The 19,684-nt window shown below is 47.4% G+C and carries 25 protein-coding genes; 22 read left to right on the forward strand and 3 right to left on the reverse strand.

Annotated elements, in window-relative coordinates; translation table 11 throughout:
* Positions 1-6 precede the first annotated feature (6 nt).
* The 3 genes from AB4Y93_RS06520 to AB4Y93_RS06530 all read left to right on the forward strand — a co-directional run bounded on the left by AB4Y93_RS06520 (position 7) and on the right by AB4Y93_RS06530 (position 3,417).
* Complete coding sequence (locus AB4Y93_RS06520; RefSeq protein WP_441890127.1) at positions 7-1,080, forward strand: M24 family metallopeptidase; 1,074 nt, start codon at positions 7-9, stop codon at positions 1,078-1,080.
* Positions 1,081-1,117: 37 nt separating this feature from the next.
* Positions 1,118-1,678 carry an elongation factor P gene (gene efp / locus AB4Y93_RS06525; RefSeq protein WP_441890129.1) on the forward strand — a complete coding sequence of 187 codons (561 nt, stop codon included), beginning with the start codon at positions 1,118-1,120 and terminating at the stop codon, positions 1,676-1,678.
* A 485-nt stretch (positions 1,679-2,163) separates the two neighbouring features.
* Positions 2,164-3,417 carry an aspartate kinase gene (locus AB4Y93_RS06530; RefSeq protein WP_441890131.1) on the forward strand — a complete coding sequence of 418 codons (1,254 nt, stop codon included), beginning with the start codon at positions 2,164-2,166 and terminating at the stop codon, positions 3,415-3,417.
* 226 nt (positions 3,418-3,643) lie between these two features.
* Here AB4Y93_RS06530 and AB4Y93_RS06535 read toward each other — a convergent pair whose 3' ends face one another.
* From AB4Y93_RS06535 to AB4Y93_RS06545, 3 genes are all read right to left on the reverse strand, one after another.
* On the reverse strand, positions 3,644-4,102 hold the full coding sequence (locus AB4Y93_RS06535; protein ID WP_441890133.1) for a DUF441 domain-containing protein: 459 nt from the start codon (positions 4,100-4,102) through the stop codon (positions 3,644-3,646).
* A 69-nt stretch (positions 4,103-4,171) separates the two neighbouring features.
* On the reverse strand, positions 4,172-4,894 hold the full coding sequence (locus AB4Y93_RS06540; protein WP_441890135.1) for a 2-phosphosulfolactate phosphatase: 723 nt from the start codon (positions 4,892-4,894) through the stop codon (positions 4,172-4,174).
* Positions 4,895-4,917: 23 nt separating this feature from the next.
* Complete coding sequence (locus tag AB4Y93_RS06545; protein ID WP_441890137.1) at positions 4,918-5,745, reverse strand: phosphosulfolactate synthase; 828 nt, start codon at positions 5,743-5,745, stop codon at positions 4,918-4,920.
* A gap of 309 nt (positions 5,746-6,054) precedes the next feature.
* Here AB4Y93_RS06545 and AB4Y93_RS06550 point away from each other — a divergent pair, with 309 nt between their 5' ends.
* The 19 genes from AB4Y93_RS06550 to AB4Y93_RS06640 all read left to right on the forward strand — a co-directional run bounded on the left by AB4Y93_RS06550 (position 6,055) and on the right by AB4Y93_RS06640 (position 19,603).
* Entirely contained in the window at positions 6,055-6,321 is a 267-nt protein-coding gene (locus tag AB4Y93_RS06550; RefSeq protein WP_167272648.1) for a YqhV family protein, read from the forward strand.
* A 128-nt stretch (positions 6,322-6,449) separates the two neighbouring features.
* On the forward strand, positions 6,450-7,508 hold the full coding sequence (gene spoIIIAA, locus AB4Y93_RS06555) for a stage III sporulation protein AA (protein WP_441890139.1): 1,059 nt from the start codon (positions 6,450-6,452) through the stop codon (positions 7,506-7,508).
* Positions 7,505-8,023 carry a stage III sporulation protein SpoIIIAB gene (gene spoIIIAB / locus AB4Y93_RS06560; RefSeq protein WP_441890141.1) on the forward strand — a complete coding sequence of 173 codons (519 nt, stop codon included), beginning with the start codon at positions 7,505-7,507 and terminating at the stop codon, positions 8,021-8,023. The genes spoIIIAA and spoIIIAB overlap by 4 nt, the downstream gene beginning before the upstream one ends.
* Positions 8,024-8,038: 15 nt before the next feature.
* Positions 8,039-8,242, forward strand: coding sequence for a stage III sporulation protein AC (gene spoIIIAC, locus AB4Y93_RS06565; RefSeq protein ID WP_015843896.1), 204 nt, complete (start codon positions 8,039-8,041; stop codon positions 8,240-8,242).
* 39 nt (positions 8,243-8,281) lie between these two features.
* Positions 8,282-8,677, forward strand: a complete 396-nt coding sequence (gene spoIIIAD / locus AB4Y93_RS06570) for a stage III sporulation protein AD (RefSeq protein WP_441890144.1) — start codon at positions 8,282-8,284, stop codon at positions 8,675-8,677.
* A 4-nt stretch (positions 8,678-8,681) separates the two neighbouring features.
* Positions 8,682-9,926, forward strand: a complete 1,245-nt coding sequence (gene spoIIIAE / locus AB4Y93_RS06575; RefSeq protein WP_441890146.1) for a stage III sporulation protein AE — start codon at positions 8,682-8,684, stop codon at positions 9,924-9,926.
* A gap of 31 nt (positions 9,927-9,957) precedes the next feature.
* On the forward strand, positions 9,958-10,695 hold the full coding sequence (spoIIIAF, locus tag AB4Y93_RS06580; RefSeq protein WP_441890148.1) for a stage III sporulation protein AF: 738 nt from the start codon (positions 9,958-9,960) through the stop codon (positions 10,693-10,695).
* A gap of 21 nt (positions 10,696-10,716) precedes the next feature.
* Positions 10,717-11,349 (forward strand): stage III sporulation protein AG, encoded by a 633-nt coding sequence (spoIIIAG, locus tag AB4Y93_RS06585; RefSeq protein ID WP_441890150.1) that lies wholly within the window; start codon positions 10,717-10,719, stop codon positions 11,347-11,349.
* A 28-nt stretch (positions 11,350-11,377) separates the two neighbouring features.
* Complete coding sequence (locus AB4Y93_RS06590) at positions 11,378-12,001, forward strand: SpoIIIAH-like family protein (protein ID WP_441890152.1); 624 nt, start codon at positions 11,378-11,380, stop codon at positions 11,999-12,001.
* 243 nt (positions 12,002-12,244) lie between these two features.
* On the forward strand, positions 12,245-12,739 hold the full coding sequence (accB, locus tag AB4Y93_RS06595; RefSeq protein ID WP_441890154.1) for an acetyl-CoA carboxylase biotin carboxyl carrier protein: 495 nt from the start codon (positions 12,245-12,247) through the stop codon (positions 12,737-12,739).
* A 47-nt stretch (positions 12,740-12,786) separates the two neighbouring features.
* Positions 12,787-14,151, forward strand: a complete 1,365-nt coding sequence (accC, locus tag AB4Y93_RS06600) for an acetyl-CoA carboxylase biotin carboxylase subunit (protein WP_441890156.1) — start codon at positions 12,787-12,789, stop codon at positions 14,149-14,151.
* Positions 14,152-14,278: 127 nt separating this feature from the next.
* The gene (locus tag AB4Y93_RS06605; RefSeq protein ID WP_441890158.1) at positions 14,279-14,686 is read left to right on the forward strand and encodes an Asp23/Gls24 family envelope stress response protein; all 408 of its coding nucleotides are present in this window, start codon (positions 14,279-14,281) and stop codon (positions 14,684-14,686) included.
* 100 nt (positions 14,687-14,786) lie between these two features.
* Positions 14,787-15,344, forward strand: a complete 558-nt coding sequence (gene amaP / locus AB4Y93_RS06610; RefSeq protein WP_441890160.1) for an alkaline shock response membrane anchor protein AmaP — start codon at positions 14,787-14,789, stop codon at positions 15,342-15,344.
* Positions 15,345-15,358: 14 nt separating this feature from the next.
* The gene (locus tag AB4Y93_RS06615; RefSeq protein WP_441890162.1) at positions 15,359-15,589 is read left to right on the forward strand and encodes a DUF2273 domain-containing protein; all 231 of its coding nucleotides are present in this window, start codon (positions 15,359-15,361) and stop codon (positions 15,587-15,589) included.
* A gap of 119 nt (positions 15,590-15,708) precedes the next feature.
* A complete protein-coding gene (gene nusB / locus AB4Y93_RS06620) occupies positions 15,709-16,170 on the forward strand; it encodes a transcription antitermination factor NusB (protein ID WP_441890164.1) in 462 nt (153 codons plus the stop codon).
* 43 nt (positions 16,171-16,213) lie between these two features.
* Positions 16,214-17,074: a bifunctional methylenetetrahydrofolate dehydrogenase/methenyltetrahydrofolate cyclohydrolase FolD gene (folD, locus tag AB4Y93_RS06625; protein WP_167272698.1), complete on the forward strand. Its 861-nt coding sequence runs from the start codon at positions 16,214-16,216 to the stop codon at positions 17,072-17,074.
* Positions 17,075-17,083: 9 nt separating this feature from the next.
* Positions 17,084-18,457: an exodeoxyribonuclease VII large subunit gene (xseA, locus tag AB4Y93_RS06630; RefSeq protein ID WP_441890167.1), complete on the forward strand. Its 1,374-nt coding sequence runs from the start codon at positions 17,084-17,086 to the stop codon at positions 18,455-18,457.
* Complete coding sequence (gene xseB, locus AB4Y93_RS06635; RefSeq protein ID WP_441890169.1) at positions 18,432-18,692, forward strand: exodeoxyribonuclease VII small subunit; 261 nt, start codon at positions 18,432-18,434, stop codon at positions 18,690-18,692. The genes xseA and xseB overlap by 26 nt, the downstream gene beginning before the upstream one ends.
* A 2-nt stretch (positions 18,693-18,694) precedes the next feature.
* On the forward strand, positions 18,695-19,603 hold the full coding sequence (locus AB4Y93_RS06640) for a polyprenyl synthetase family protein (RefSeq protein WP_441890171.1): 909 nt from the start codon (positions 18,695-18,697) through the stop codon (positions 19,601-19,603).
* The last annotated feature ends 81 nt before the right edge of the window (positions 19,604-19,684 follow it).

The raw sequence follows: 19,684 nt of genomic DNA on the forward strand, positions 1-19,684 counted from the left end.
CTTAACATGACACTCGAAAGAGTTAATCGGCTGAGACAATTGATGGCCGAACAAAGCCTCGAAGCGATCATTATCGGAAGCGAGCACAATCGGCGTTATATCAGTGGGTTTACGGGATCATCCGGAATTGTGGTAGTTACGCTGCAGGAGCAATTTTTGTTTACGGACTTCCGCTATATGACCCAGGCGCCGCAGCAAGCAGCTTCTTTCCAGGTTATTGAACATGGACCAAAAGCCATTGTTAATATCCGGGAACTGCTTGCGAGCAAAGGTATTCAGACAGCAGCATTCGAACAGGACCAGGTTGTCTTTAGCGAGTATATGGCTTGGAGCGAAGCTCTTGGCAATATTAAGCTGACACCGGTATCGGGTCTCGTTGAGAAGCTGCGTATGTTTAAGGATGCTGCAGAACTGCAAATTATACAGGAGGCGGCAGATCTAGCCGATAAGACCTTCCAGCATATTTTGAACCATATCAAGTCGGGTGTAAAAGAAAGCGACATCGCTCTTGAGATGGAAATGTTCATGCGCAGCAATGGCGCAACTTCGTCGTCCTTTGATACGATCGTGGCGTCCGGTGAACGCTCTGCTCTGCCGCATGGCGTGGCTAGCGAGCGGGTAATCGGTAATAATGAGTTTGTAAAGCTAGATTTCGGTGCTTATTACAAAGGTTACTGCTCAGATCTCACTCGAACGGTTGTAGTAGGTAAACCAACGGAGAAGCATCTTGAAATCTACAATATCGTGCTGGAAGCACAGCTGCATGCTTTGGAGCATATCCGTCCGGGTATGACGGGTCATGATGCCGATGCGTTAACACGTGATATTATTACGAAGTACGGCTATGGCGACAAGTTCGGGCATAGCACAGGTCATGGACTCGGTATGGAAATTCACGAGTATCCGCGACTTGCAAGAAACAGCGATACGATTTTAACCCCCGGCATGACAGTGACGGTTGAACCTGGCATCTACCTCCCCGGCTTTGGTGGAGTGCGGATTGAGGACGACATCGTCATCACGGAATCCGGTATTAAAATATTAACCTCATCCCCGAAAGCATTGATTACTCTGGGTTAGGGACCATTAAAGCAGTTATTTCAGGAGGGAATTAGAAGTGACAGTTTCAGTAAATGATTTCAAAACAGGTTTGACCATTGAAGTAGAAGGCGATATTTTCTCGGTTACCGAGTTCCAGCACGTTAAACCAGGCAAAGGTGCGGCATTCGTTCGCTCCAAACTGAAAAACCTTCGCAACGGCAACGTTGTTGAGAGAACTTTCCGTGCAGGCGAGTCACTCGGCCGTGCAATTATCGAGACCCGTGAAGTACAATACCTGTACAACTCCGGCGATGAGTATACTTTCATGGATAACGAGTCTTATGACCAATTTGGTCTGGATTACAAACAACTCGAGTGGGAACTGAACTTCCTGAAAGAAAACATGAATGTTAACATCTCCAGCTACAAAGGCGAAATCATCGGTATTCAAATGCCGAACAGCGTTGAGCTGAAAGTTGTTGAGACAGATGCAGCCGTTAAAGGCAATACTGCACAAGGCGCTACGAAAAGTGCAAAAGTTGAAACAGGTCTGAACGTACAAGTTCCACTGTTCATCAACGAAGGCGACGTTCTCTTGATCGATACACGCGAAGGTAAATACATCTCCCGTGCTTAGAAAATAGGACAAGCCGTTCGAATCTTAGGATTCGAACGGCTTTTTTTATAAATAACACGGATGGCTCATCCGTTTCACCTTGAATTCTAAGAAGTTATAAGTTTTGTTTTTATAATTAACACTTAGAATTCTTCGGAATGAAACGCGCCTCGCCTTCAAAGGGCGGCGCAGCCGTTTCACCTTGAATTCTAAGAAGTTATAAGTTTTGTTTTTATAATTAACACTTAGAATTCTCCGGAATGAAACGCGCCTCGCCTTCAAAGGGCGGCTCATCCGTTTCACCTTGAATTCTAAGAAGTTATAAGTTTTATTTTATAATTAGCACTTAGAATTCTCCGGAATGAAACGCGCCTCGCCTCTAAAGGATGGCTCATCCGTTTCACCTTGTTCGACAAAAATTGCTAGGTGCATATACCCAGACATGCTGGGGTTGTGGTATAATATTGTCTTGTATGTTATATGTCAAGGTTGGGAGTGAATCAGCTTTGTCGTTGATAGTGATGAAGTTTGGCGGAAGCTCGGTAGGATCACCTGAGCGGATGCAGCGTGTTGCGAAGCGGATTATTGATAGCCAGCAAGCGGGTAACCGCGTTGTGGTTGTCGTTTCCGCAATGGGAGATACAACGGACGATTTAATCGATCAGTCTAAAGCGCTTAACCCGAACCCGCCAGCGCGGGAGATGGATATGCTGCTTACGACAGGTGAACAAATATCGGTTGCATTATTGTCGATGACGATTCATCAGCTTGGCCATCAAGCGGTATCACTGACTGGGTGGCAAGCTGGCATTCGGACGGAAGCAGTACACAGCAAGGCGAAAATCACAGATATTCGTCCAGATCGTTTGTTCAAAGAGCTTGATGCAGGCAATGTCGTCATTGTCGCAGGCTTCCAGGGCATGACGGAAGACGGCGATATTACGACGCTTGGACGCGGCGGTTCTGATACGACAGCCGTGGCGCTTGCCGCTGCTATCGAAGCAGATGTGTGCGAAATCTACACAGACGTGGACGGCATTTATTCGACGGATCCACGGGTTGTGAAATGCGCGCGTAAATTGAATGAAATTTCGTACGACGAAATGCTTGAACTGGCACATTTGGGTGCTGCTGTCCTTCACCCGCGTGCGGTGGAATACGCGAAGCATAACAATGTAAGACTTGTCGTACGTTCCAGCTTTACGCAAAACGAAGGTACAAGTGTGAAGGAGGAAGCGGTCATGGAGCAAGGCGTAGTCGTACGCGGCATCGCTTTTGACAAAAATGTAGCAAGAATCAGCATCCTCGGCGTTGAGGATGAGCCAGGCGTACTCGCTAAAGTATTTGGTGCGCTTGCTAATAACGGCATTGACGTTGATGTTATCGTACAAAGCGGAGTGAAAAGCGGTAAAGCTGATTTCTCCTTCACGGTATCAGGCGATGATGTTGCTCGTGCTGTTGATGTAATCAACGGTAATCGCAGCGAAGTGCCATTCAACGAAGTAACTTCGGAAGATAACCTTGTGAAAGTATCGATCGTTGGTGCAGGCATGGTCAGCAATCCAGGAGTTGCTGCTACAATGTTTGCAGCAATTTCGGATCTTGGCGTTAGCATCAAGATGGTAAGCACTTCCGAAATTAAAGTATCCTGCATTATTGCTGCAGAGCCGCTGCAAGAGGTTGTACGCGCTCTTCATACGGCTTATGGCCTCGATACAGCAGAGCAGGTATTCGTCGGCGGACCTCAAGACCGTCGTTAATATGTTTATTATGAAAGTGGCCGTGCAGGTTTTCTGCACGGCCATTTTTCATACTTATAAAGATAATTTTGAATAACTTCATACGAAGCATTTTGAATGATTCTGAAGAAGCGATAGCGTTCGCTTTTGTAAGGGGATTCCTACCACTTGAAAATTATTCAAAGGAATCCCTGAGCAATGGCGATCGGAAGAACATTCAAATGCGAAGTATGCTTGTTAATCTAAATTATCCTCCGCTCATAAGCTTAAACAACTTGTACAATATCGCTGTAATACCAGCTGCCATCAAAGGACCTACAGGGATACCACGCAAAAAGATAATGCCGAAGATCGATCCGATGACAAGTCCAACAACCATCTGCGGATCAAGCTTAAGCAGATCAAGCCCTTTGGCATTCATATAAGCTGCTGCAGCTCCTCCAATGAGGGCAAGCCAGCCTGGCCAAGTATTAAACGCGGCTATCAGTTCTTTCATCTGGACCTTCCCGGAGGCGAACGGCACAAGTACGCTTAAGGTGAGGAATAATAAACCAAGCTCCAGCCCTCGACGTTCAATCGAAGGCAGGAACCGGCTTAGATGCAGCAGTTTGACGGCTAGCAGCACACATGCGGCTGTTGCAATTATAGGTGAGCGGCCTATTAAACCTATGATAATCAATCCTACTAATATCAATTCACCAGTCATTGTTAAAACTCCAGTCATGAAGCGGATAAACTGCTTGCTCCATTATATGGACATCCTATGGCGAATATGTCAGAAGCAGGAACAGATCAGCATATCTCCACTAGATTGAAGACGAGGGACCTGGCTGTAAGCATCAACTTCCGCACAAATATCAATATCTCTTCCCATACCCAGCTTAATTAATCGTTTGCCTGTGGCACCGGAGCGGATCGTTTCTTTTATTTCATTAGATCGATTCTGATAGAGTGATAGCATGGCGAGTCCGAAGTCATCCATCGTAAGCTCCGATGTGCATGTTGCCTGCATCTTAGCTAGAAGCAGTCCTGCACATAAACCATCCTCAATGGCAAATTCATCATGGCTTCCTGCACATAAAATGACCACATCCCGTCTCAGATCAAGGGCTGCTTTCGCACAGGCAGAGGCATTCAACAAGGCTGCCACCAATACATAATCCGCTCGAGTCGATTTATGAATAGCTCGGGTACCGTTAGTCGTTGTAAGAATGACACGACGATCCTTTACGGAATTCATCAGGAATTCATCAGGAGAATTACCGAGATCGAAACCAGGGATTTTTTTGCAAAAACGCTCTCCGCACAGCAAATCGCCGTCTTTCTGCGCCGCTCGGGCATCCATGACTGTTTCAACGGGGACAACGCCAGAGGATCCGGTGGCCAGCGCGGTAATGATCGAGCTGGTTGCTCGAAGCACATCAATAATGATGGCTGTTTTATGGACAAAGTGCGCGGAGCTGGCTTCATTTACGCTTGAAATGACTTGCACCTGCATAGCAATCGCTCTTCCTTTCGTGCTTAAATCATATAATGAACAGGTTCCCCCCGCATTCCGAATTCGAAAGTATCGGAACGCAGCCCCCGACGCATCGCCTCAAGCGCCAATGCGTCGCTTGGTGGAATATTGCCCAAATGAACATTTGGACCAAATTGCTGGAGCAAATAAGCCTGCTGCTGCTTCAGAGGCGCTTCCCACATTAAGCAGTCTTGGCTCGTCATTTCAGCTAAGATCTGCTCGATTGCCTGCTCGCGGCAATTGCCATTTTCGTCAAACAAACCAACGTCAATACCGGATTCACGTGCTTCAACAGTAATCCATTCTGCACCAGCAGCAAGATCATAATCGGCTGTAACGGCTAATTGCTCAGGGTCAATGAGCGAACCTGCTGATTTTTTACCATACTCCGTAATAACAAGAAGCCCTCTTTCTTTGCCCTCTTTAATGAGCTCAGTCCGCTGCTTTCTGCTCATCTCAATCGTTCCATCCGATACTTCGATCCCATTAAAGCCAAGCTCACATATCGTATCGAAGAAAGAAGGGGCTAACCGCTGCTGAACCGCTGTTTCCAGCAAAGTGCCTCCAGGCATGATAATGAGCCCTGCACTTCGGGCAAGTTCGATTTTACGTTTCAGAAGTTCTGGCTCATAGAGGACGGCTGTTCCAAAACCAAGCTTTATTACGTTCATGTAGGGAGCCGCTATTTGAAGAAGATCAGAAAATCCATTTAGTCCAATTCCTTTGTCGATAACCATGGTTTTACCTTTATGGCGAACGGGGGCGTAATCACGGTGTCCGCTTGGATCATGCAGCGTGCGGTGCCATGCCGCGTTACTAGCTTTTGTCATGGGAGTTGACTCCTAACATTTGATGATTCCCGCGTGGGGGGGGCGGGGCATGAAGCAATATATGCAGCATCTGCTGGGCGTGTGCCCGAACGATTAGCATGAATTGGAGACGAGCCTGCATATGATGTGTTGATGGAGACGTTGGCAGTGAACAAGTTGATGCTTACGAAGTAAGAATCACCACAATGGTCCGGAAAACGGCTCATTTGGTGGCAATTCTTTTTAGTTAATCCTTACGAAGTAAGAATCACCACAATGGTCCGGAAAACGGCTCATTTGGTGGCAATTCTTTTTAGGAGGTGAACGGTTATGTTGAATAAGATCGTGCTCACCATGGCGTCCCTTCGGCTGACATCAGGGACAATTGAAATTTGCGCGGCATTGCTCATGCTTAGGCTGAACCAGATTGATAAGGCTCTGGTGGTTAACTCGTCGCTAGCTCTAGTTGGTCCTTTTATATTAATTGCAACAACAACGGTTGGACTCATAGGGATGACAGACAAGCTGTCCTTCGGCAAATTAGCGTGGGTAACTGCAGGTGTTGTTTGTTTGCTCATTGGCATATTGAAAAAATAGTAGAGTTACTTAAGCTTTGCTATGCCATCACACTATAAATCTATCATTCTTCAAGAAGTTGGACATATTCAGCCTGGTCAAGCATACAAATAAAACTACGAAGGACAAACATCCGGGAGTGATGACTCATGCTGGATCGTGTCGTACATTTACTTCCGCCGGAGCTTAAGGCGGTACTGGAGCGGCTTCCTGAATCGTCTATGGAGCATCTGGAGGAAATTCGCATTCGGGAAGGACGTCCGCTGGAGCTTGGTATTCGCGGACAATCTCGGTTTGCAGACTCTGATGGAACCCTCCGTGCGGGCAGCGATGGAGCGTACAAGCCAACTGCCGATATCTGCCGGAAGCTGCTGGAGAAAATAACAAACCATTCGCTTTATGCCATGGAAGAGGAATTAAAGCGGGGATTTATTACCGTTGCAGGAGGGCATCGAATTGGACTGGCTGGCCGGACCATTCTCGATGGCGGGAACGTTCGAGGAATTCGCGATATTGGCGGTTTTAACATTCGGATTGCCCGCGAAGTAGTTGGTTCTGCAAGGAACCTGCTTCCTAAGCTGCTGGACAAGAATCGAAAGACCATTCATTCGACACTTATTCTCGCTCCACCTCAGCAAGGGAAAACAACGATTGTCCGCGATATTGCCCGTTCGATCAGCTATGGACATTGGGGAATGTTGGAGAATGCGGCAGGCTGGTCTGGCCGCAAGGTTGCCATCGTGGATGAACGGTCCGAGATTGCCGCTTGTGTTCGGGGAATCCCTACCTTTGATGTTGGACCTAGGACAGATATTATGGATGCTTGCCCGAAGGCGGAAGGTATGATGATGCTTCTGCGCTCCATGTCTCCAGAAGTGGTCATCGTCGATGAGATTGGCCGGCCAGAGGACGCGGAGGCTATTCAAGAAGCAAGTCATGCGGGGATTAGCGTGATTGCCACAGCTCATGCTTATGATCTGCATGACGCAAGAGGAAGACCGGTGTTACGACAGCTTCTAGATGATGGCACATTCACTTACGTGGTCGAATTAAAGAGGGCGGCGGAAGGGTTTATGCATCGTGTAGTCGCTGCGGACATGAAAGACAAGCTGCCAGCAGCTGCGAGAGAACCAACTGCTGCAGCAAAGGGCGAGCCGGAGCGGGTTACGCAGACCTACAGCGGTTTTCAAAGGGGCGATGTCCCTTGATTAAGCTGATAGGAGCTGTTCTCATTCTTTTCGCAGGCACGATGATCGGCTTTCAGCAAGCAGCTAGGTTGGCCGCAAGGCCCCGTCAGCTTCGCCAGCTGGCCCATGCTCTTCAAAGATTGGAGACAGAAATCGGATACGGCCACACACCACTTCCGGAAGCTCTTGAAAGAACAGCCGAAGTTGTAGCGGCTCCATTGGCAGAGTTGTTTCGGAATGCGGCTGATGGGGTGAGGGGATCCGATGGCTTTACCTTTCGCGAGAGCTGGGAACTGGCGATGAAGAACGGCTGGAGTTCAACCGCGTTACGCCAGACGGAGCTGGCTGTGATGCTGCGGCTTGGTTCAACCCTTGGCATTAGTGACAAGGAGGATCAGCTCAAGCATATCCACCTGGCACTCCTGCAGCTGAAAGCAGAAGAAGATGCAGCGAGAGATGATCAAACACGTTACGAAAAAATGTGGAAAAGCCTTGGTGTATTGATCGCCGTGCTCGTCGTGATATTGATGGTTTAGTGGGGTGCCGCACAAATGAATATGGATGTGAGCGCTATTTTCCAAATTGCAGGGATCGGAATCATCATTGGTATGATTCATACGGTTCTCAAGCAAATGGGAAAAGAGGATATGGCGCAATGGGTAACCTTAATCGGCTTTGTCGTAGTCCTATTTATGGTCATTCGGTTACTGAACGATTTGTTTCAAGAAATCAAGACGATCTTTCTGTTTCAGTGAAGTAAGACGTCTAGAGAAGCCGCAAGTAGGTGAATAAAGTTGGAAATTATTCAGATCGTCGGCCTTGGGCTGATCGCCACAATACTCATCATAGTCGTTCGGGAGCAGAAGCCGTTATTCGCTTTTCTGCTTGCGGCTTTTACCGGCCTTTTTATCTTCATCTTTCTTATCGGTAAAATCGATTCGGTCATCAAAGTACTTGAGGATTTGGCGAACCGCTCAGGCATTCCATCTATCTACTTGAASACGATTCTGAAAATAATCGGTATCGCCTATATCGCCGAATTCGGAGCCCAGATCGTAAGAGATGCCGGTCAAGACAGCATCGCATCCAGAATCGAATTCGCGGGTAAGGTTCTCATACTCGTCATGGCGGTTCCGATCATTAGCGTCATCGTCGAGACGGTGATCGGGCTGCTGCCGGCGGGGAGTTGAACGGATGAACAAGCTATATGTATATGCCACCCGCTTAATCGCTTTTCTAGTCATCGCCTGGCTGGTCAGTATGCTTCTGGTCACGCCGGTTATGGCAGCAGAGAACACACCGACAGAAGAGTCCGGGCATGGGCAGCAGCAGACAGATCCGGCGATGACGAATCAGCTGACAGAAAGTCAGTTGAAAGGATTGGATACGCAAACGGTAGAGAATTACTGGAGTCAACTAAAAGAGGAATACGGTGGATATTTTCCTGATGAGAAAATGCCCAGTTTCTTCCAAATGCTGAAGCCAGATGGCGAAGGGCTCAAGCTCAAAACAGTATTCAAAGGGCTGCTTGGCTATTTCTTTCATGAAGTGCTGTATAACGGCAAGCTCCTCGTTACAATCGTCATGCTGACTGTATTCAGCATGGTGCTGGAAACGCTGCAAAACGCCTTCGAACGGAATGCGGTCAGCAAGGTTGCTTATTCGATCACCTACATGGTGCTTATCATTATCGCTGTCAACAGCTTTCATGTCGCCATTGGTTATGCGAAGGATGCAATCGAAACCATGATCCAATTCATGCTCGCGATGATGCCGCTGCTCCTGACACTTCTTGCTGCTATGGGGAATGTGGTCACGGTTTCCATTTTGCATCCGCTGATCATCTTTATGATTCATACGGTTGGAACGGTCATCTATACGATTGTGTTCCCGCTGCTTTTCTTCTCGGCAGTGCTTCATATTGTGAGTGCTTTAACGGATAAATTTAAAGTCACTCAACTGGCGAATCTGCTTCGGAATATCGGCGTTGCGATCATGGGTGTGCTGGTAACCGTGTTTCTAGGTGTTCTATCCGTTCAGGGGGCAAAAGGAGCGGTAACAGACGGGATTACGATGCGGACTGCAAAGTTCGTAACGGGTAACTTTGTCCCCGTCGTAGGACGGATGTTCTCAGATGCTGCGGATACCGTTATCTCTGCTTCGTTGCTAGCCAAGAATGCGATTGGTCTCGCTGGTGTTATCATCTTGCTCTTTTTATGCGCCTTTCCCGCTGTGAAAATATTGACTCTGGCGCTTATCTACAATGTCTCTGCAGCTGCCATGCAGCCGCTTGGCGATTCTCCCATCGTTGCCTGCCTGCAAACGATAGGCAAAACGATGATCTATGTATTCGCTGCTCTTGCCGCAGTCAGCCTAATGTTCTTCCTTGCAGTCACTATCGTGCTGACAGCAGGCAACGCCGCCCTTATGGTGCGATGACAGCAAAGCGAATCAAAGGAGGCGAAGAAGTGTGATTGCTTGGCTCAGCGATTGGCTGAGAGATATTATTGCGGTCATCATGCTTGCAACATTCGTGGAGCTGCTGCTGCCGAACAAATCGATGCAGCGTTATGCAAGGCTGGTTATCGGACTTCTCATACTGCTCACCATCATGTCGCCGATCCTTCGGCTGCTGCAAGGAGACTTTAATGCCAAGCTGAAGGATGGAATATCGAATTGGGATCAGCTAGAGGCACAGCATGAAGTAAAGATGCCAACTCTAAATGACATCCAGAAGAAAGCGGAAGATCTGAATAAGCAGCAAAACAGTGATGCAGCGGCATTGATGGAGCAGACACTGGAGAACTCGATGGTGGATGCCGTAGTGAAGCAGACGGGGCTTTCAGTAGAAGCCGTAGATGTGACGCTGAAATGGGAACAGCAAGGCAAGACGATGACACCGTACGTCAGCGCCGTGCTCGTCACCTTGCCTACTGACAAAGCAGATTCAGCCTCATCCGAGGAGTCCAGTGATGCTGTCAAAGAGGTAGCATCCGTCAGCGTAGATGTAGATGTGGATGTCAATATCGACCGCAGCCAAGATGATAAGCAAGCTGCTGGAGATGCAGCTCAAGAGAAGCCTGATGATGGATTTACGAAGGTGAATCCATCAGATAGTGAGGAGATACGGGATGTTCTGGCGGAGGGCTGGAGTGTTAATCCAAGCAGAATTCAGGTGCGGCAGCGGGCAGAGAGCAGCGTCCATTAAAGCGGAAGGAGAGGGAGCAGAGTGGCCAAATGGCTGAGTGGTCTCGAATCGGTAGTGGGCGGCGGTCCAGGCGGCCCGAAGCGGGTAAAAACCTTACGGCTGCTTCTGATCATCGGCTGTATTGGAGCGGCGCTTATGCTGCTCAACTCCTATATCAATTTCAATAAGGTTGATACCGTGACGCAGGGGGCGAATCCTCCTCCCCAGGATACAGGCGCATTTGGGAATACAGAAACAACAGATAACTCGCAGTTTGCAGCTATTGAGAGACCTCTTGAGAATCGACTGAAGGAGATATTGGAGAAAATCGTTGGTGTCGGCCCAGTGGATGTCCTTTTGACAATCGATTCTACGGAGGAGATTGAAATCGCAAGGGAGAGTTCGGAGTCGCAGTCGACTACTGATGAGGATGATCGAAACGGCGGCAAAAGGCATATCACCGCGATTAACAAGGATGGTAAAGTGGTCATTGCTGAAGTTGCAGGAGATCAGAAGCCGATCGTAACGAAGACGATTAATCCGAGCATTCGCGGTGTGCTCATCGTCGCCAAAGGCGCCGAGAATCAGACCGTGAGACGCCTTATTATAGACGCGGTGGAAAAGGGCGTTAATGTACCTGCGAACCGCATTTCAGTAGCCCCAAGCAAGCAATAATAATAAACCATTATTAGGAGGGTGTTCTATGAACACGAAAAGACAAACAATTTGGCTCGTATCGATGCTCAGCTTGATGGTCGTATTATCCGCGTATTATCTGTTTACTCAAGACACCAAATCACCGGATATGCTGTCTGACGGTACACAGACGGAGCAAAAGGCAGGAGCAACAGAAGCTTCGGCAGACAATAGCCAGATTGTGGTTGATCAGGTGGGCCAGGACGAAACAGCCAATGCCAGCAATGATGGCTTATCAAAAGAAGATAAGCAAGTCCTCGATCAAATTGAGGCACAAGGCGGAGTAGACAGCAGTGTATTTGCCCAAGTGGAAGAAAAGCGCAGTCAGTTAAACAGCGATCAGCAGGATAAACTGTTCTCTGATATCACTGATCTGCAGGACCCTGAAGACTCCAAAGCTGCTATGCAGCAGCTCGAGCAGCTGGAAGAGAAAAACTCGAAATTAACAAGCATCGAGAATGAATTGATGAAGAGCTTCCAGACAGCAATTGTTAACGAAGAAGGCAACGGTTATAAAGTATTGGTCGAAAGCGAAAAGCTGGATAAGACCCAAGCGGCCAACATTATTGATCTCGTTATGAAAACATTAAACGTAGGTGCTGACCAAGTTTCGGTACAATTTATCAAGTAAAGTAGAGGAGGCCGACAGGGATATGATCCCTGATCGGCCTCTTTTTCATTTGTATAAAAGTTCCAATATTAATGGCATATTAAAAAATTGATTCGTGTTCCGCCGCGTTTGTGATATAATGTTAGACGTTATGTGACGGATAAATATCCATAAGAAACTGAATAATGCTATTCTATCAGGGTAAAAAGCAAACGCATACGAAGCAACAAGGCTTCGGAAACTTTTAAGGAGTGAAAACTATTCATGTTCAAATTGAGCGAGATTAAGGAATTGATCAAACTGGTTGATCAGACTTCCGTTCATGAGCTGGAGATCGAAAACGAAGGAGCACGCTTATTCATTCGCAAGCCTGGCAAGACCGAAGTGGTGAATGTACAAGCAGCCCCAATTACGCATACATATTCGCAGGCGCCTGTATTTGCACCACAGCCGGCAGCAGAAGCTCCTCAAGCAGCTGTGCAGGCCAGCACACCTGCAGCAAGTCCAAATACAGACAATCTGCACCAAATTGTTTCGCCAATGGTTGGTACGTTTTACAGCTCACCGTCTCCTGACGCAGCAGAATTCGTCAAGGCAGGCGACCGTGTAACGGAGAAGAGCGTTGTATGTATTCTCGAAGCGATGAAGCTGATGAACGAGCTGGAAGCAGAAGTTCGCGGTGAGATTGTTGAAATTCTGGTATCCAACGGTCAATTGGTGGAATATGGCCAGCCGTTGTTCCTTGTAAAACCGGAATAAGACCAGCTCCGAATTTGGAGAAATTGTTGCCTGAGAGGAGTACGAATGTGAAATTCCAAAAAGTATTAATCGCTAACCGGGGAGAAATCGCGGTGCGCATCATTCGCGCTTGTCGCGAGCTCGGTATTTCGACTGTAGCTGTTTATTCCGAAGCTGACCGTGATTCTCTGCATGTGCGACTTGCAGATGAAGCCTATTGCATCGGTCCAACTGCTTCCAAGGACAGTTATTTAAATTTGACAAACCTGATGAGTGTTGCCACGATAACAGGTTGTGATGCTGTGCATCCGGGTTACGGCTTCTTGGCCGAGAATGCGGATTTCGCAGAGATCTGTGAATCATGCAACATTACCTTTATTGGTCCTTCCCCAGAAGCGATCAGCAAAATGGGTGACAAAGCCGTTGCGAAGCAAACGATGAAGGAAGCGGATGTTCCGGTCATTCCGGGCTCTGACGGCCTTATTGAAAATATGGATGACGCAATCCGTATTGCACGCAGCATTGGATACCCGGTTATTATTAAAGCAACTGCCGGCGGCGGCGGCAAAGGGATTCGTATTGCCGAGGATGAGGATACGCTCATTCAGCAAATTACGACGGCCCAGCAGGAAGCTCAAAAGGCTTTCGGTAATGCCGGCGTATATCTGGAGAAATATCTGACGGGCATGAAGCACGTCGAAATTCAAATTATGGCCGACAAGCACGGCAATGCTGTTCATTTATTCGAACGTGACTGTTCCGTGCAGCGCCGTCGTCAGAAGCTTGTTGAGGAAGCGCCTTGCCCAATCCTGTCGCCAGCACTTCGTGAGCGTATGGGAAGCGCAGCTGTTCGTGCAGCATTAGCTGTTCAATATTCAGGTGCCGGAACTCTTGAGTTTCTGCTTGGTCCAGACGGTAACTTCTACTTCATGGAGATGAATACACGTATTCAGGTTGAACATCCGGTTACAGAGATGATAACGAATGTTGACTTGATTAAAGAGATGATCTCCGTTGCAGAAGGTAATCCGTTGTCATTCAAGCAAGAAGATCTCCACATTAACGGATGGGCAATCGAATGCCGGATTAACGCGGAAGATTCGGAGCGTAACTTTATGCCGTCTCCAGGTCTTATTCCGTTCTACCTGCCACCAGGCGGTACGGGCGTTCGGGTGGACAGCGCAGTGTATCCTGGTTACACCATTTCGCCGCACTACGATTCGATGATTGCGAAGCTGATTGTATGGGGTAGAACGAGAGAAGAAGCCATCGCTCGTATGAAGCGTGCGCTTTCCGAATTTGCGATTGATGGCATTAAAACAACGATTCCTTTCCATCAAAAGCTTCTGAATCACCCGATTTTCGTAAAAGGCACCTTTGATATTAAATTCCTGGAAGAATACGATGTGAATCAGCCGGAACAAGCGGAATAGTACAATCTGCACTGGTTTGTCATATTTCACGTCGAATGTTATAGTATAGAAATAAGATGCGAAGGTAACACTTCGGTTTTGCTAGCCACAACCGGAGCGCGCAACTTTAAGGAGGTGTACAACCATCATGAGTACGATTGCTGCAGATTATGAAAGAACGGACATTGGCACCATTCAAATTGCACCCGAAGTCATTGAAGTGATCGCAGGACTGGCTACTGTAGAAGTGAATGGAGTAGCAGGAATGAGTGGCGGATTTGCAGGCGGCATTGCCGAATTGCTTGGCCGCAAGAATTTGTCTAAGGGCGTTAAGGTTGAGGTCGGCCAGCGTGAAGCTGCAGTCGATGTGTCGATTATCGTGGAGTACGGCAACCGGATTCCGGAAATCGCCTCGGAAATTCAACGTAATGTAAAACGCTCCATCGAAATGATGACAGGATTGAATGTAATTGAAGTGAACGTACATATTCACGATGTACATTTCAAGACAGAGAGCAAGCCGGAAGAAGAAGACTCAAATTTCCGCGTGAAATAACAAACACGCTGATGAATTGAATTAATATAACCCCCTCGTGATGGTTATGCCGCTTCGCGCAAGGGGGTTTTCATTCGCTCTGACGCAGGGAGGCGTTACGTTGATCAGAATTATAGACAAGCTATTCTTGTTTATTTACAGTATAGCCATCGGCATTATCTCCGTCTTTATTGCTTGTATCGGGTTTAATTGGATACAGGAGGACGATTTGAATGATATGGTCAGTGAGCTCTACAGTACAGATTCTCTTCTAATTACTACTGTTGTAGTAGGTTTAATTCTGCTCCTGCTCAGCTTGCGATTCTTCATTGTTTCGCTGAAGCGTTCTTCTTCATCGGCGCCATCTATCGACCAACGCACCGATTTTGGTGATATCCGGATTTCGATAGAGACAATTGAGAATTTAGCGCTTAAGGCTGCAACAAAGCAGCGTGGTGTTAAAGATTTGAAAGCACGCATTCAAGCGTCTGATACTGGCCTTAATATCATTTTACGTGCAGTCGTAGATGGGGAAAGCTCGATTCCAAGTCTTACGGAGGAAATCCAAAAGGCTGTGAAAGAGCATGTTGAGGAGATTGCCGGTATTCCGGTGACGAATGTAGCGGTATTCATCGCTAACGTCATTCAAACCGGGACGAATAAAAGTCGCGTCGAATAAAGGGGAGCATGCCGATGTGGAGGGAGTACTGGGCATCCTATGGGAAACGGACGATCGGCGCTGCCGCAGGTCTGTTTTTCGGATTTGTGTATTTGTTTGCCGGGTTTTGGGACATGCTGATTTTCATACTGCTCGTCTCGGTCGGTTATTGGTTTGGCAAGCAAAAGGACATGCAAAAAAGTTCTATCTTGCCTTGGCAGCGGCTTTGGTCTTGGTTAATGGAAAGGTATCGGCCGTTTAGATAATCCTGTGGTCTCCTCCGTACGCCGGAAGATGGATTGCCTCCAGTTCCGGGCAGGGAGGAGATCATAGGTTTTTTTCAAATATAAGAGTATATCGGCAGAGAGCTGCCGAGGAGGAAAGCATGAAACGTAGATTAGCACGCGAGATAGCTGTATCAAGCTTATATCAAATGGAAATGAACGATGTAACTGCCATGGAAGCTGTAGATATGCTGATGGAAGAGGCTCGTACCGAGAATGAAATTGAAGCTGAATTTGTAGAAAGTGAACAAACGGATTCTTATGTCCGTGAGCTCGTTAGTGGAGTTGCAGACAATAAGGCAGCGATCGATGAGATGCTGCAGCAATATTTGACTGGCTGGCAGGTAGACCGTCTGTCTCGTGTTGACCGTCAAGTTCTTCGTTTGGCTTGTTTTGAAATTGTGTATAACAATGATGTACCACCTAAAGCGGCAATTAACGAAGCGATTGAGCTGGCCAAGCATTTTGGTACAGAGGAATCCGGCAAATTCGTTAACGGCGTGTTGGGCAAGCTGTTCAAAGAACACGTAGGCGAACAGGCAAATTCAGAATCGACAAATTAGATAAACGGCCTTTTTTGGCCGTGTACATAGGGGAGAGATGATGATGAGCGCACAAATTATTGCAGGGAAACAGATTTCTGATATGATCCGGGAAGAAATTCAGAAAGAAGCAGCTGATCTTAGAGAGAAAGGCATCGTTCCTGGTCTGGCTGTCGTTCTCGTAGGCGAAGATCCAGCATCCAAGGTCTATGTAGGCTCGAAAGAAAAAGCATGCCAACAACTTGGCTTCCATTCCGAGGTTCATCGTTTGGAGGAGTCGACTTCGGAAGAGCAATTACTTGCGCTTATTGATCAATTGAATAACGATGACAAAATCAACGGTATTCTTGTACAGCTTCCATTACCTAAACATATTAATGAAAAAGCAGTAATCGATGCTATTCATGTTGACAAAGATGTTGATGGTTTCCATCCGGAAAGCGTTGGCAATCTTGTTATTGGAGACGACAGTCTGCTCCCTTGTACACCTGCCGGCGTTATTGAATTGATCAAACGGAGCAGTGGTGACATCGCTGGCAAACATGCCGTTGTCATTGGCCGCAGTAACATTGTAGGCAAGCCTGTTGCTATGCTTCTTCTTCGTGAGAATGCAACAGTAACCATCTGTCATTCCCGTACAGCGAACATGGAAGAGCTTGCGAAGCAAGCCGACATTCTAGTTGTAGCGATTGGCAAAGCAAAAGCAATTGACAGCAAATATGTGAAACCAGGTGCAGTCGTCATTGATGTGGGCATTAACCGTCTGCCAGACGGCAAACTCGCCGGCGACGTGGATTATGAAGATTGTCTGGAAACAGCAGGCTTTATTACTCCTGTTCCGGGCGGCGTAGGACCGATGACAATTACAATGCTCATGAACAATACGATTACAGCTGCGAAACGAGCACACAAAGTCGGGGAGTGATGATGTCTTATGGCAGATCAACCTCGTATTTATTCGATAAAAGAGATTAACCGTTACATTAAAATGAAGCTGGAATCGGATAACCTGCTTGGCGATGTATGGCTAAGAGGAGAAATATCCAATTTTACGCATCATTCCAGTGGTCATATGTACTTTACGTTGAAAGATAAAGATAGCCGTCTCAAATGCATCATGTTCGCATCGCATAATCAGCGGCTTCCTTTTATTCCGCGAGAAGGTACGAAAGTAATGGCACGTGGCAATGTATCGGTCTATGAACGTGACGGCAATTATCAATTTTATGTAACTGCTATGCAGCCGGACGGAATTGGAAGCTTGTATCTAGCCTATGAACAGCTGAAGACGAAGCTGGAAATGGAAGGGTTGTTTGCCGAATCGCGCAAACGGCCCATTCCGCGTTTTCCTAAAGGTATTGGCGTTATTACATCCCCTACAGGCGCAGCGGTTCGGGATATCATCATAACTTTGCAGCGCAGACATCCATCGGTTCCAATCTATGTGTTCCCAGTGCTGGTTCAAGGGACGCAAGCAGCACCTTCAATTGTGAAAGCGATCGAATCGATGAACCGTTTTGGCGAAGTCGACGTATTAATTGTAGGCAGGGGCGGCGGGTCTCTCGAAGAGCTTTGGGCTTTTAATGAAGAGCTTGTCGCTAGAAGCATCGCTTTATCACAAATTCCTGTCATTAGTGCTGTTGGGCATGAAACGGATTTTACAATTGCTGATTTTGTTGCTGATCTTCGGGCAGCAACGCCAACGGCCGCTGCCGAGCTGGCTGTTCCGCATGTTGCGGAGCTGCAGCAGCAGCTAGTCAGACAACGTCAGCGATTAGAACAATCGCTGCGAATGATGGTTCAAGGGAGGAAAGAGCGGTTGGAACGCGTTAGGCGGTCTCCGTTCTTCATACATCCCCGCAGATATTTACTTGATCAGGCTCAGCGGCTGGATCGACTCCAGGAACGGCTGCAGCAGAGAACAGTACGGTTAGCAGAACGTGGGAAAGCAAGACTTGATCGGCTGCATAGTCAATTGTCCGGACATCATCCAGGGGAACAAACGGCCTTCGCAGCTAAGCGGCTTCAAGGTGACGTGAAGCGCTTGGAGCAAGCTATGCAATCATCGCTGAAAGAACGGAGGCTGCAGCTGCATAGTGCAATTCGCCAGCTTGATGCTCTTAGTCCTCTGAAAGTAATGGCCAGAGGCTACAGCCTAGTCTATGACGAGCAAGAAAAGCGATTGATTAAATCTATTGCTGATGTTCAGCCAGGTGATCTTGTGAAAGTGAAGGTAGCCGACGGACAGCTTGATTGTCACGTTTGGTCGATGAAAGGAGAAGATGGCGTTGAAAGCAGCAGCGAATAATGAAATAAGCTTTGAAGAAGCCATGGAACAGCTCGAGAAAATCGTCGAGCGGCTTGAAAGCGGAGATGTTCCGTTGGAAACGGCAATTGAATTGTTCCAAGAAGGTATGAAGCTATCACAGCTTTGTGGCGGCAAGCTCGAGCAGGTTGAACGCAAGATTGAATTGCTTATTGAGACAGAGCAAGGTTTTCAAAAGAAGGCATTCGCTCCAATGAACGAGGAAAAAGGGGAATAACGTTGATTACAGATATCAAGTCTTACTTGCATGAATGTGCTGCGCTTATTGAAAAGTCACTTCCCGAAGCTCTGCCTGCCGGCTGGAATATCCCGCAGCAGCTTAGAGACTCGATGCTGTATTCCCTGCAGGCTGGTGGCAAACGTTTAAGGCCTGCTCTTGTACTGGCTGCTGCTGAGGCGATTAAAGGCCAATCAGATGCGGTACAACATGCGCTTCCAGTTGCATGCGCGATCGAATATATTCATACTTACTCCCTTATTCATGACGATCTTCCTGCCATGGATAATGATGATTACCGCCGCGGGAAGCTGACCAATCACAAGGTATTCGGAGAAGCGATGGCTATTCTTGCAGGTGATGCCTTATTGACGCATGCTTTTCATCTTATTCCAAAGGCAGCACGTCTTGGCGGGGTAAGCGCTGAAGTGGCACTTGATATCGTAGAGGATCTAGCAATGCTCGCAGGAGCTAGAGGCATGGTTGGCGGTCAAGCAGCTGACATGCAAGGGGAACAAGGAACGACCTCGATTGAAGAACTCGAATATATTCATCTTCATAAAACGAGCGATTTAATTATTTTCTCGGTTACAGCCGGAGGGCGTATTGGTGGTGCAACAGCAGAACAGCTGGAAGCGCTGCGTAAGTACGGACGTAACATCGGCCTGGCGTTCCAGATTCAAGACGATATTCTTGATCTGATTGGTGACGAGAAAAAGCTGGGCAAAAAAACGAACAGTGATGTTGAGCAGCAAAAGGTAACCTACCCATACCTTCTTGGGATTGATGAAAGTAAAGGGCAAGTCAAACGTTTAACCTGTGAAGCGAAGGCAGTGATCCTTGAAGCACAAATCGCCGCACCGGACAAATTGCTCTTAATTGCCGATTATCTTGTCCAACGTGACTACTAAGTCTGGATCGTGTAAATGGGTACATTGGGAAAATATCGGAGCTTATGCTATAATGATTGAAATATTTTGACGTTTATTGTG

Source organism: Paenibacillus sp. YAF4_2, assembly GCF_052113225.1.
GTDB lineage: Bacteria > Bacillota > Bacilli > Paenibacillales > Paenibacillaceae > Pristimantibacillus.